Origin of the sequence: Sulfitobacter mediterraneus (genome assembly GCF_016801775.1) — a bacterium.
GTDB lineage: Bacteria > Pseudomonadota > Alphaproteobacteria > Rhodobacterales > Rhodobacteraceae > Sulfitobacter > Sulfitobacter mediterraneus_A.
On sequence record NZ_CP069004.1, the window covers coordinates 1,830,094 to 1,841,956 of the forward strand.

At 61.0% G+C, this 11,863-nt stretch carries 10 protein-coding genes; 7 read left to right on the forward strand and 3 right to left on the reverse strand.

The genetic code is table 11. From position 1 onward, the window contains the following. Positions 1–74: 74 nt before the first annotated feature. The gene (locus JNX03_RS08880) at positions 75–533 is read left to right on the forward strand and encodes an NUDIX hydrolase (RefSeq protein ID WP_203212012.1); all 459 of its coding nucleotides are present in this window, start codon (positions 75–77) and stop codon (positions 531–533) included. 139 nt (positions 534–672) lie between these two features. Beyond that, positions 673–2,160, forward strand: coding sequence for an inorganic phosphate transporter (locus JNX03_RS08885; RefSeq protein ID WP_203212013.1), 1,488 nt, complete (start codon positions 673–675; stop codon positions 2,158–2,160). On the opposite strand, the gene JNX03_RS08890 is transcribed toward JNX03_RS08885, so the two are convergent. The 3 genes from JNX03_RS08890 to JNX03_RS08900 all read right to left on the reverse strand — a co-directional run bounded on the left by JNX03_RS08890 (position 2,157) and on the right by JNX03_RS08900 (position 5,317). After that, positions 2,157–3,179, reverse strand: a complete 1,023-nt coding sequence (locus JNX03_RS08890; protein ID WP_203212014.1) for a 2-dehydropantoate 2-reductase — start codon at positions 3,177–3,179, stop codon at positions 2,157–2,159. The genes JNX03_RS08885 and JNX03_RS08890 overlap by 4 nt on opposite strands. After that, entirely contained in the window at positions 3,169–4,074 is a 906-nt protein-coding gene (argF, locus tag JNX03_RS08895) for an ornithine carbamoyltransferase (RefSeq protein WP_203212015.1), read from the reverse strand. Before argF ends, JNX03_RS08890 begins: the two co-directional genes overlap by 11 nt. Before the next feature lie 70 nt (positions 4,075–4,144). Then, the gene (locus JNX03_RS08900) at positions 4,145–5,317 is read right to left on the reverse strand and encodes an aspartate aminotransferase family protein (protein ID WP_203212016.1); all 1,173 of its coding nucleotides are present in this window, start codon (positions 5,315–5,317) and stop codon (positions 4,145–4,147) included. Positions 5,318–5,582: 265 nt separating this feature from the next. Between JNX03_RS08900 and JNX03_RS08905 the strand changes: the two genes are divergently transcribed. From JNX03_RS08905 to JNX03_RS08925, 5 genes are all read left to right on the forward strand, one after another. Then, positions 5,583–6,491 carry a DMT family transporter gene (locus tag JNX03_RS08905; protein ID WP_203212017.1) on the forward strand — a complete coding sequence of 303 codons (909 nt, stop codon included), beginning with the start codon at positions 5,583–5,585 and terminating at the stop codon, positions 6,489–6,491. Between the two features lie 103 nt (positions 6,492–6,594). Then, positions 6,595–7,170 carry a GcrA family cell cycle regulator gene (locus JNX03_RS08910; RefSeq protein WP_025049850.1) on the forward strand — a complete coding sequence of 192 codons (576 nt, stop codon included), beginning with the start codon at positions 6,595–6,597 and terminating at the stop codon, positions 7,168–7,170. Positions 7,171–7,492: 322 nt separating this feature from the next. After that, on the forward strand, positions 7,493–9,109 hold the full coding sequence (locus tag JNX03_RS08915) for a thiamine pyrophosphate-binding protein (protein ID WP_203212191.1): 1,617 nt from the start codon (positions 7,493–7,495) through the stop codon (positions 9,107–9,109). After that, positions 9,093–10,316 carry a CaiB/BaiF CoA transferase family protein gene (locus JNX03_RS08920; RefSeq protein ID WP_203212018.1) on the forward strand — a complete coding sequence of 408 codons (1,224 nt, stop codon included), beginning with the start codon at positions 9,093–9,095 and terminating at the stop codon, positions 10,314–10,316. Before JNX03_RS08915 ends, JNX03_RS08920 begins: the two co-directional genes overlap by 17 nt. 184 nt (positions 10,317–10,500) lie before the next feature. Next, positions 10,501–11,850 carry a tetratricopeptide repeat protein gene (locus JNX03_RS08925; protein WP_231024267.1) on the forward strand — a complete coding sequence of 450 codons (1,350 nt, stop codon included), beginning with the start codon at positions 10,501–10,503 and terminating at the stop codon, positions 11,848–11,850. Positions 11,851–11,863 lie beyond the last annotated feature (13 nt).

The window sequence follows — 11,863 nt, forward strand, 5'->3', positions numbered from 1 at the left end:
GATCTTTGGCCATTTTACGCCTATATGTAGAACGAGAGCAGACGAAAAACCTACAAAAACGAAGCCAGGTCAATATGATACACACATTCAAACGTGCATGGGATGACATGCTGCTGCCGCTGTTGCAGCGCCCCAAGCGACTGCAGGTCGCGGCGTTGTGCTATCGCGAAACCGAAGACGGCAAACGTGTGCTGCTGATCACCAGCCGGGACACCGGGCGCTGGATCGTGCCAAAGGGCTGGCCCATCGACGGGCTTGATGGTCCGGGCGCCGCCCTGCAAGAAGCATGGGAAGAGGCTGGCGTGACCCAGGCGGACATCGAAAGCGATCCGGTCGGCTTTTACGAATATGCCAAGGGCCTTGGCGAAGGGTTGACCGTGCCGGTCGAGGCGCAGGTCTACCTGACCCGTGTGCGCGATCTGAGCGAGGATTACCCGGAGGCAAATGCCCGCAAACGCGCCTGGTTCGCCCCCAAGGAAGCCGCCAATCTGGTGGATGAGCCGGACCTGAAGGCGATCTTGAACGCGCTCTGAGCTTGCTCTGACCCGATAGCCCCTCTCAAAAGCCTCAATCCGCCATAAAATGTGACGGTTTTGTGACGCCGCGCTTGCGCGGCGGCGCGTGGTATGCCACCTCCCCACCGGATCAATCACTTCCTTGGAAGGTACAGGCATGGCGACGGACAAAGGCCCGCAGGGCAGTCAGTGGAAAACACTGGATACAGACCTCAACCGCATCTCTCAGGTTGAGCTGGCCACGACCTATGTCGCTCGCCCTCTGGTCGGTCCCGGTATCGCACTGGCCTTTATGGTGCTGGCCGGGGTGATTGCCGCAGTCTTCTTTGGCCAGACCCCCACCAGTTTTGTCGTTGTCGCTGCTGCCGTCTTTGGTGCCTATATGGCCGTGAACATCGGTGCCAACGATGTGGCCAACAACATGGGCCCGGCGGTAGGTGCCAATGCCCTGACCATGGGCGGCGCCATCGTGATTGCGGCGCTGTGCGAAAGCGCAGGCGCCTTGCTGGCAGGCGGCGATGTGGTTTCGACCATCTCCAAAGGCATCATTGATCCGGCCTCCATCGCGGATACACAGGTGTTTATCTGGGCAATGATGGCGGCGCTGATCTCATCGGCGCTTTGGGTCAACCTTGCCACTTGGGTTGGTGCGCCGGTTTCCACAACCCACTCCGTCGTGGGCGGTGTGATGGGTGCGGGCATCGCGGCGGCAGGGATGACAGCGGTCAACTGGCCCTCCATGGGACTGATCGCCGCCAGCTGGGTGATCTCGCCGGTTCTGGGCGGCGCAGTGGCCGCCATGTTCCTTGCCTTCATCAAGGCACGGATCATCTATCAGGACGACAAAATTGCAGCCGCCCGCCGCTGGGTCCCTGTCCTTGTGGGCGTCATGGCCGGTGTTTTTGCCTCCTATCTGGCGCTGAAGGGGCTGAAAAAGATCGTCAAGATCGATCTGCCCACTGCCTTGTTGATCGGGCTTCTGCTTGGGGCTCTGGCCTATGCCATATCCGCCCCGCTGGTGCGGCGCGCCTCCGTAGGCATGGAGAACCGCAACAAATCCGTGAAAATCCTCTTTGGCCTGCCGTTGGTGTTGTCTGCCGCTTTGCTCAGCTTTGCCCATGGTGCAAACGACGTGGCCAATGCCGTTGGTCCGCTGGCCGCAATTGTCCATGCCACCGAATTCGGCGGCTTCGAGGCCAAGGTGTCCATTCCGATGTGGGTGATGGTTATCGGTGCCTTTGGTATCTCGTTTGGCCTGTTCCTGTTTGGTCCCAAGCTGATCCGCATGGTCGGCAGCCAGATCACCAAGCTGAACCCGATGCGCGCCTATTGTGTGGCCCTCTCGGCGGCGATCACCGTGATCATCGCCTCATGGCTTGGCCTGCCAGTCAGCTCAACCCATATCGCGGTTGGCGGGGTTTTCGGTGTTGGGTTCTACCGCGAATGGCATATGGAACGCCGCCTGCGCCGCCCCGGTGAAACCGCGGGCAACGTCAAACGCATCGCCCCAGAGGAACGGCGCCGCCGCAAGCTGGTGCGCCGCTCTCACTTTATGACAATTGTTGCCGCCTGGGTCATCACTGTGCCCGCCGCCGCAACGATGTCGGCGATTGTGTTCTACGTTCTCAACGCGGTCGTAAATTAAGAAGCAGCCTGCCGGATCTCGCGGCGCAAAGCTGTGGCGCTGAGGTCGGGCAACCCTTCTGCGGCCAATTCCGCGGTGCGGATCACCTCAGCCACCATAGTGCAAATCGGCGCGGGACGGCCCTGCGCCTGCGCCATCGCAATCACTGCACCCTGCAGGCTGTCAATCTCGGTCGGGCGGCCCGCCATCAGATCCAGCGCCATCGACGTCCGCGCCTGCGCATCAATTGTCAACATCGAGGCCGCGATCCTCGAAAACAGCGGCGTCGGCAGGCGCAGGATAAACGGGATCATTCCGACAGAAACCGGCGTCGTCGACACGGGGCGAATACCAGCCCCGCGCAGAATGCCCAAGGCCTCCTGCCATTGATCCGCCATCAGCCGCCGCCAGGCCCGATCCCGCAGTTGTTCTGCCAGGGGAAGGCCGCTCAGCGCATTCAAAGCATTGTTGAGGTTGATCAGAAACTTGCCCCATTGCACCGCTTCGATGTCACGGCTGCTGGTTGTGCTGAGGTGCGGAACTGACAGCAACCCGTCCAGATCGCCTGCACCGCCCGCAATAACCACATCCCCGCTGGTGGCGCGGTGGTAACATCCCTGCCCCATCGGTACGACGTTGAAAGGCACCATCCCGCCGCGCACATCGCGCCCGGGCAAGACCTCTTGCAACAGCGCCCCGTTGCGCAACCCGTTTTGCAGGCTGATCACCGGCGCTTTGATCGGGGCGAGTTGGTCGATCAGTTCCGCGATGGCTGCGGTGTCGCCGGATTTGACCGTGACAAGCACCACATCCGCCTTCGACAGGCAGGCCGGATCTTCGGACAGGGCCAAACGATCTGCTCCGATCTGAATCGCCATGCCGCCAAAATCCGTGAGCGTCAGACCATGCGAGCGGATTTCCTGCGCCACCCGTGGTCGCACCAGCAACGTGACCCGCCGCCCGCCAGCGGCCAAAAGGCCGCCGACAAAACAACCAATGGCCCCCGCCCCGGCAATGACGATACGTGGCTCAGCGGCCAAGGCACCACCGCATGATCGCCTTTTGCGCGTGCAGGCGGTTTTCTGCCTCGTCAAAGATCACCGAATGCGGCCCGTCCATAACGCTGCTCGTGGCCTCATCATCGCGGTGTGCAGGCAGGCAATGCATAAAGAGCGCATCATCCTTGGCCTTGGCCATCAGTGCATCATTGACCTGATAGCCGCGCAGCTGGTTGTGCCGCCGTTCGCGGGCCGACTGCGGATCATGCATGGAGACCCAAGTGTCTGTGACCACCAGATCGGCACCCTCAACCGCCTTTTGCGGATCGCGTTCGATTGTGTAGAGACCATCAAGCGCGGCTTCGGGGTCCAGCGGCGGCGGGCCGGTGAAGGTCAGGTCAAACTCAAACTGTTTGGCCGCATGGGCAAAACTTGCAAAGACGTTGTTGCCATCGCCGGACCAGACCACCTTTTTGCCTTTGATGGGGCCGTTGTGTTCTTCGAACGTCTGGATATCCGCCATGATCTGACAGGGGTGCGTTCGGTTGGTCAGACCGTTGATCACCGGCACCGTGGCGTATTCGGCCATGTCCAGCAGGGTCTGTTCCTCAAAGGTCCGGATCATGATCAGATCGACGTAACGGCTCAGCACCCGCGCGGTATCCGCGATGGTCTCGCCGTGGCCCAACTGCATATCGGCACCCGACAACACCATGGTCTGCCCGCCCATCTGGCGCACGCCCACGTCAAAAGACACCCGTGTTCGCGTCGATGGCTTTTCAAAGATCAGTGCAACCATGTGATCCTTGAGCGGCTGTTCATCATCCGGCGCACCGCGTGGACGCCCGGCCCGCGATTTTTTCATCGCAGCGGCGTCATCAATGATGCTCCGCAGATCGGCAGGTGAGGTTTGGTGAATGTCTAGAAAATGGTTCATGGGTATTCTTTCTCGTCAAAGTTCGCAGCATCCCTCGGCGGCAGAACTCTTGTCATCGGTCAATCTTGGATCAGGCGCTCAGGCTGGCCGCAGCACGATCAAGCCGGGAGACCGCTTCGGCAATCTCGTCATCGCTGATGTTCAGTGCGGGCAACAGGCGGATCACATTGTCGGCGGCAGGCACGGTGATCACCTCGGCGTCATAGCCGGCCTTCACCACATCCGCGTTCACCGCCTTGCATTTGATGCCCAGCATCAGACCCGATCCGCGCACCTCTTCGAATACATCCGGATGGCTGGCGATCAGCCCTTCCAGCTTTTGCCGCAACAGGCCCGCCTTGCGGTTCACCTCGGCCAGAAACGCCGGATCGGCCACGATATCAATCACCGCATTGCCCACGGCACAGCCCAATGGATTGCCGCCATAGGTTGACCCGTGGGTGCCAGCGGTCATGCCAGAGGCCGCTTCCTCGGTCGCCAGAACCGCGCCCAGCGGGAAGCCGCCGCCGATGCCCTTGGCCACCATCATGATGTCTGGTCCGACACCGGCCCATTCATGCGCAAAGAGCTTGCCCGTCCGGCCAACGCCGCATTGCACCTCATCCAGCATCATCAGAATGCCGTGTTCATCACACAGATCCCGCAGCCCCTTCAGGCAGGCATCGGGCAGCGGGCGAATGCCGCCCTCACCCTGCACAGGCTCCACCAGAATACCGGCAGTCTTGTCAGTGATCGCCGCCCTTAGCGCATCATGATCACCAAATTCGAGATGTACAAAACCGGGAAGCAACGGGCCAAACCCCTTGGTCATCTTTTCCGATCCGGCCGCCGCGATCCCGGCCGAGGACCGGCCATGGAAACTGCCCGAGAAGGTGATGATCTCAACCCGCTCGGGCTGGCCTTTGTCATAGAAATACTTGCGCGCCATCTTTACCGCCAGCTCACAGCTTTCTGTGCCCGAATTGGTGAAAAACACCGTATCGGCAAAGCTGTTATCGACCAGCTTGTCCGCCAGCGCCTGCTGCTGCGGGATCTGATAGAGGTTCGAGGTGTGCCAAAGCGTTCCCGCCTGGGCGGTCAAGGCCTCAACCAGCGCCGGATGCGCATGGCCCAGTGCATTCACCGCAATCCCCGCACCCAGATCCAGAAAACGTCGGCCATCCGCCTCGATCAACCAGCTGCCTTGTCCGGAGACAAAGCTGAGAGGAGCACGCGAATAGGTCGGCAAGACGGAAGAGATCATGGAAGTGTCCTTAGGTAAGGGCCGCAACAAAGGCCCAAAAGGGCATGGGCGGCGGGTCTGGTCAAGTCAGTTTGGAAGGAGGGCTGCACACAGGCAACAAGATCACCACCTGCAATTGTGCAGGGGAGCGGTATAAAACCTTAGCGTCGTCGGGACAGGTATGCCATTTGTGTGATCATGGGCCCTCTCTTAGGGGCAAATCCAACAGTTGCAAAGCCCCAATTTCCCACTTGTGACGCATCGCCGCTGCGGTCATAGCTTGGCCATGTATCAGGCCAAGCATCAAAACAACGCCCTCGCCGCCGGATTGATCGGGATTGCGACCGCCTTTATCGCGGCCACCACGCTGATGGCCAAGGCGCTTGGCAATGATGCACTTGGTCCTGCTTTGCCCGCGCTCCAGATCAGCCATGGCCGCTTTTTGTTTGCATTCATGGCGATTTCCACCGCCGTCATGATCATGCGCCCCCGCCTGAGCGCACCGCATTGGGGGTTGCACCTTGCCCGCACCAGCTGCGGTTGGGCCGGGATCACGCTGATGTTTGCCTCTGTCGCCTATATCCCACTGGCCGATGCCACGGCGATCTCCTTTCTCAACCCGGTTTTTGGCATGATGCTGGCCATTCCCCTGCTTGGCGAAACCGTGGGCCGCATCCGCTGGTTTGCCGCAGCGCTGGCGCTTTTTGGCGCACTTATTCTTCTGCGCCCCACACCGGAGAGTTTTCAGCCCGCCGCGCTTTTGGCGTTTGGCGCGGCAATGGTGATGGGGCTTGAACTGATTTTCATCAAGAAACTGACGAAACGTGAAGGGCCGTTCCAGATCCTGTTTTTCAACAACCTGATGGGGCTTTGTATCGCCACATTGGCGGTTCTGCCCGTCTGGCAAATGCCAAGCGCCGCACAATGGGCGTTATTGGCTGCAATCGGGGTCTGCATGGCTGTCGCGCAGACCTGCTTTGTCAATGCGATGGCCCGCGCCGATGCCAGCTTTGTCGCGCCGTTCAGCTATGGCACATTGATCTTTGCCGCCCTCTACGACCAAATCTTCTACGGTGTAACCCCCGACGCCATCACCCTGATCGGCGCAGGCATCATTATCGCCGGTGCGGCCCTGCTGGCCCTGCGCGAGGCACGCCAAAAACCCAAACCTCCGGCCGCTCATACGGCGCTGTGACGCTTCACACCTTGCACCCAGCCCCCGAGTGATTAGAATAGACCACTGAATTTGACAAAGCGGTCCATCATTGGGGGCCGCTTTTTAGCTAGGGAAGCCGCAAATGTCCTGGACTGATGAGCGCGTAGAGACACTCAAGAAAATGTGGGGCGAAGGCCAGTCCGCAAGCCAGATCGCCAAGGAACTGGGCGGTGTGACGCGCAACGCCGTGATTGGCAAGGTGCACCGTCTTGGTCTGTCGAACCGCACAACCACGGGTGCTGCCGCGCTGAAATCCGAACCCAAGGCCAAACCCGCCCCCAAGGCGGAACCCAAGGCCAAGCCAGCCGCGCCCAAACCCGCCGCGCCGGAAATGAAGACCGAAGCCGCCGCGCCGCCGAAATCCAACTTGCCCGCCCGCAAGCAGATTATCCCGGCAGGCCAGCCCTTGCCGCCGCAGCCGTCGGCCAACGAGATCAGCCCGGAGGCTCTGGCCAAGGTCAACGAGATTGAGAAGAAGGCTAAGAAGATCGGCCTGATGGAGCTGACCGAGCGGACCTGCAAATGGCCCGTAGGCGATCCGGCTACCGAGGATTTCTGGTTCTGCGGTCTGCCCGTGCAACAAGGCAAACCCTATTGCGAGGCCCATGTCGGCGTGGCCTTCCAACCTATGTCAGCCCGCCGCGACCGTCGCCGGTAAGCTGGTCACAGCTCTACAAGATTCGAAGGGCGGGACGTGAAAGTGCCGCCCTTTTTCCTTTGCTGGCGCCGAATCTTGGGTTCAAGCGCCAAGCCGGGCAATATCAGCCCGCGAGGTGGTCTGTCGCTGACTGGCTGCTAAGCCCTTGCCCTGTGCATGACGGCCATGTGCCAACTTTGCAAAAACCAGCCACTCCGCCTCTTTCACCAATCCGTGAGGGGGATTTACGCGCATGCAATAATCTCTAGAGATCAATAGATTGCACCTTTGCGCCGACCGTGCATTGGTAACTTGCCGAGTTCTGCATCCGAAAGGTCCGATGATGCCTGATACGATCCGCGCTGCTGACGCACTGGCCCGCCGTCTGTATGATGCCGGCTGCCGCTATGCCTTTGGCATGCCGGGTGGTGAGGTTTTGACCCTGATAGATGCGCTCAGACAAGCGGGCATCCAGTTTATCCTCGCCAAACACGAGAATGCCGCGGGGTTCATGGCCGAGGGGGTACACCACCGCGATCATGCGCCTGCCATTCTGGTCGGCACCATCGGCCCCGGCACATTGAACGGGGTCAACACCGTGGCAAACGCACTGCAAGATCAGGTGCCGCTGATTGTTCTGTCCGGCTGTGTCGATGCGGATGAGGCGGCCCGCTACACCCATCAGGTCGTTGACCATCAGGCGGTGTTTGCGCCGATCACCAAGGCGACGTTCCGCTTGTCTGCTGGCTCCGCCCATGTGATCGCGGACAAGGCCATTGCCATCGCCACCGAAGGGCGCATGGGCCCGGTTCATATCGACGTGCCCATCGGCGTGGCCGATACCGACATTCCAGCGCTGGCCCCTGCCCGCCGCCGCCCGGCATCACCCAGCATTCCGGCGGAAAAGGATCTGGAAACCGCCCGCAGCTGGCTGGCCGATGCGCGCAAGCCGCTGATGATTGTTGGCGTGGATGCGATGAACCAACACGCCGCGCAAGCGGTGCGCGAGTTCGCCGAAGATCACAACATTCCGGTGATCACCACCTATAAAGCCAAAGGCATGTTGCCCGAGGATCACCCGCTGGCCCTTGGCGGTGCAGGTCTGTCCCCCTTGGCGGACACGCATCTGGTGCCTTTCACACAATCGGCAGATCTGGTCATCTGTGTCGGCTATGACCCCATCGAAATGCGCCCCGGCTGGCGCGATGTCTGGACCCCGGACAGCCAGCGCGTGATCGACATCACCGCCGCACCAAACCACCACTATATGCACCAAAGCACGCTCAATTTCGTGACGGACTGCGCCCCGACCCTTTCCGCCCTCAGTGACGGGCTGGATCCGCGTGCCACATGGGTGGACGGCGAAATTCATCAGCTCAAGACCGCGCTCAGCGCAGCCTTTCCCAATGACGAAGACTGGGGGCCTGCCGCAGTGATCGACACCTGCCGCGCTGTTCTACCCAAGGGCACCATCGCATCTGCCGACAGCGGTGCGCACCGGATCTTGCTGAGCCAGATGTGGGAATGCCACGCGCCGCGCGATCTTATGCAATCTTCGGCGCTTTGCACCATGGGCTGTGCTGTTCCGATGGCGATCGGCGCAAAACTTGCCGACCCGGAGCGCAATGTCGTGTCGTTCTCCGGCGACGCGGGGTTCCTGATGGTGGCCGGTGAATTGGCCACCGCCGCGGAACTGAGCCTTGCGCCTATTTTTGTGGTCTTTGTCGATGCTTCGCTTGCCCTGATCGAGAAAAAGCAGCGAGAGCGGAGGCTTAGCAACTCTGGTGTGGATTTTCCCCGGCACAATTTCGCGGCCATGGGGGTGGCATTTGGCGGCCGCGGCGCGACGGTGCGCAGCCGCAAGGCACTGGAAACCGCGCTTGAACAGGCGATGCAGGCGGACACCTTCACCGTGATTGCCGCCGTGATTGATCGCGGAGCTTATGATGGCCGCATCTGAGCCAAAAGGCGCGTTGGACGGTATTTTTGTCCTCGACCTCAGTCGCATTTTGGCCGGTCCGACCTGCACACAGATGCTGGGCGATCTCGGCGCAACGGTTATCAAGGTGGAGAACCCGCGCAGTGGCGGCGATGACACCCGTGGCTGGGGGCCGAATTACGCTAGGGGCGCGGATGGCAATCCCACCGATCTGTCAGCCTACTTCATGGCTGCGAATCGCAACAAACACTCCATCGCCGTGGATATTTCCAGCGAAGATGGCCAAAAGATCCTGCGCCACCTTGCGGCGCGCGCCGATATTGTGGTGGAGAATTTCAAGCCCGACGGCCTCAGGAAATACGGGCTGGATCACGCCAGCCTGATGGCCGCGCATCCCGCGCTGATTTATTGCTCCATCTCCGGCTATGGCCAGACCGGCCCCAACCGCGATCAACCCGGCTATGATCTGATGGCGCAAGGGTTCGGCGGGATCATGTCGATCACTGGCGCCCCCGATGGGGCCCCGATGAAAGTGGGCGTTGGCATCGCGGATGTGATGTGCGGCATGTATGCCACCATTGGGGTTCTGGCCGCTTTGCGGCATCGCGATCAAACCGGCGAGGGCCAGCATATCGACCTGTCCCTGGTGGACAGCGCCATGGCGTGGCTGATCAACGAAGGCACCAATTTCCTGACCTCCGGAAACTTGCCAGAGCGGCGCGGCAATGCCCACCCCAACATCGTGCCCTATGACGCCTTTGAATGCCGTGACGGGCATATCCTGTTGGCGGTCGGCAATGATGCGCAATTTGCGCGGTTCTGCGATGTAATCGGGCTGAGTGTTCTGGCGGGCGATCCGATGTTCCAGACCAATCTGGCGCGCATCGAAAACCGCACCGCACTGCTGGCGAAAATCGTGCCGGCGATGAAAGAGCGCCCGAAGGCCGAGATGCTGGCCCAATTGCAGGCGGTCAAAGTGCCTTGCGGCCCGATCAACACCATTGCCGAGGCGCTGGCGTCGGATCAGGCACGCGCCCGCGATGCGGTGATCGACATGCCGCGCCCCGACATCGCGGGCGGCATGTTACAACTTTTGGGCAATCCGCTGAAACTGTCGCGCACGCCGGTGCAATACCGTCGCCCGCCGCCGCGATTTGGCCAGGACACCCGTGATGTGCTTGAAACATGGGGGCCGGATGCGCCTCAAAAGGGCGATCCACAGCGATAGACCGCTACCCAAAGCAAAGCGATCGCGTAAGATCGTGGCAACCAGGCCGACCAACTGACACATTCGCTCACGAAAGCGCAGGCCCGCTTCACGTTGGCGTGTGACACGCGTCAGACCCGTTCATCGGTTTTCAGAATCCCGCTATCCCTTTGCCTTAGAACAGCAATCGCACAAGGCCACGGTGATGACAGTCGATATTTGCAACGCATCCGTTTCACTGCAAAGTACAGAGGCGCTGACCAGTTGGAACGCGATGATCCGCGCGTTTCTGGCACATGGCACCGCCACGCCGCAGCATCTGGGCGCGACGCTGGAGGCTGATCCCGATTTTGCCATGGCCCATGCGGCGAGGGGGCTTTTTTCGCTGATGCTGGGCCGCGCCGAGATGTGGGCGGTGGCCGAGGGTGCGCTGGTTGCTGCAAAGACAGCCCGCGCCGCGCGTCCCGTTTCAGGCCGCGAGGCCTGCTGGATCGATGCATTGGAGGCATGGCTGGCAATGCACCCCACCGGCGCGATTGCCGCGCTTGAGAAGGCTCTGCAGGATCAACCCCAAGACACATTATCCGCCAAGGCCAGTCAGGCCATCCGCTTTATCCTTGGGGATGCGGCCGGGATGCGCAGATCGATCGAACGGGTTTTGCCCGCGCATGGGCCGGATCATCCACTGTGCGGTTATGTGCTGGGATGTCACGCCTTCGCGCTTGAGGAAACAGGAGAATACGCCCGCGCCGAACATACGGGCCGGGCCGGTCTGACCTATGCGCCCGACGATGCCTGGGGGCTTCATGCGGTGGCGCATGTGCATGATATGCGGGCTGAGCCGGGCGCTGGGATCACTCTGATCGAAAACCACAAAAGCGCCTGGGACGGATCCAACAATTTCCGCTATCACGTTTGGTGGCACAAAGCCTTGCTGCATCTGGACCTTGGTCAGCTTGACGTGGCGCTGTCCCTCTATGACAGCCAGATCCGCGCCGACAAAACCGACGATTACCGCGACATTGCCAATGCAACCTCACTGCTGATGCGGCTTGAGCTTGAGGGCATAGACGTTGGCGCCCGATGGGACGAACTTGGCGCATTGGCCGCACCACGCATTGACGATGGTTGCCTCGTCTTTGCCGACCTGCACTACATGCTGGCCCTGTCCGGCGCCAAGGAAGGCGCAGCCGCCGATGCCATGGCCGCCCGCTTTGCCCGCGATGCCAAGGACAACGGTGAAATGGCCGCCCGCGTGGCCGATCCAGGCCTTGCCGCACTGGAGGGTCTCAACGCCTTTGCCGAGGGGCGTTATGGCGATGCATTTAGCCTTTTGGCGAAAGCCCGCCCAAAAATGCAGAGCATCGGCGGAAGTCATGCCCAGCGCGACGTGTTTGAACGCATGACCATTGACGCAGGACTGCGTGCAGGCCATCTGGATGGCGCAGAAGCGATCCTGCTTGACCGTCTTGCCCTGCGGGCCGGTCACGAGGATCGCTTTACCGCAACCCGATTTGACCGCCTGTCCACAGCCCGCCGCATCCCGGCGCAATAACCACCTGATTTGC

Bases quoted from the DNA above. Each gene is read 5' to 3' on its own strand.
- JNX03_RS08880 (WP_203212012.1), top strand. From the start codon at position 75: ATGATACACACATTCAAACGTGCATGGGATGACATGCTGCTGCCGCTG.
- JNX03_RS08910 (WP_025049850.1), top strand. From the start codon at position 6,595: ATGTCCTGGACTGATGAGCGCGTAGAGACACTCAAGAAAATGTGGGGC.
- JNX03_RS08920 (WP_203212018.1), top strand. From the start codon at position 9,093: ATGATGGCCGCATCTGAGCCAAAAGGCGCGTTGGACGGTATTTTTGTC.
- argF (WP_203212015.1), bottom strand. From the start codon at position 4,074: ATGAACCATTTTCTAGACATTCACCAAACCTCACCTGCCGATCTGCGG.
- JNX03_RS08900 (WP_203212016.1), bottom strand. From the start codon at position 5,317: ATGATCTCTTCCGTCTTGCCGACCTATTCGCGTGCTCCTCTCAGCTTT.
- JNX03_RS08915 (WP_203212191.1), top strand. From the start codon at position 7,493: ATGCCTGATACGATCCGCGCTGCTGACGCACTGGCCCGCCGTCTGTAT.
- JNX03_RS08925 (WP_231024267.1), top strand. From the start codon at position 10,501: ATGACAGTCGATATTTGCAACGCATCCGTTTCACTGCAAAGTACAGAG.
- JNX03_RS08905 (WP_203212017.1), top strand. From the start codon at position 5,583: ATGTATCAGGCCAAGCATCAAAACAACGCCCTCGCCGCCGGATTGATC.
- JNX03_RS08885 (WP_203212013.1), top strand. From the start codon at position 673: ATGGCGACGGACAAAGGCCCGCAGGGCAGTCAGTGGAAAACACTGGAT.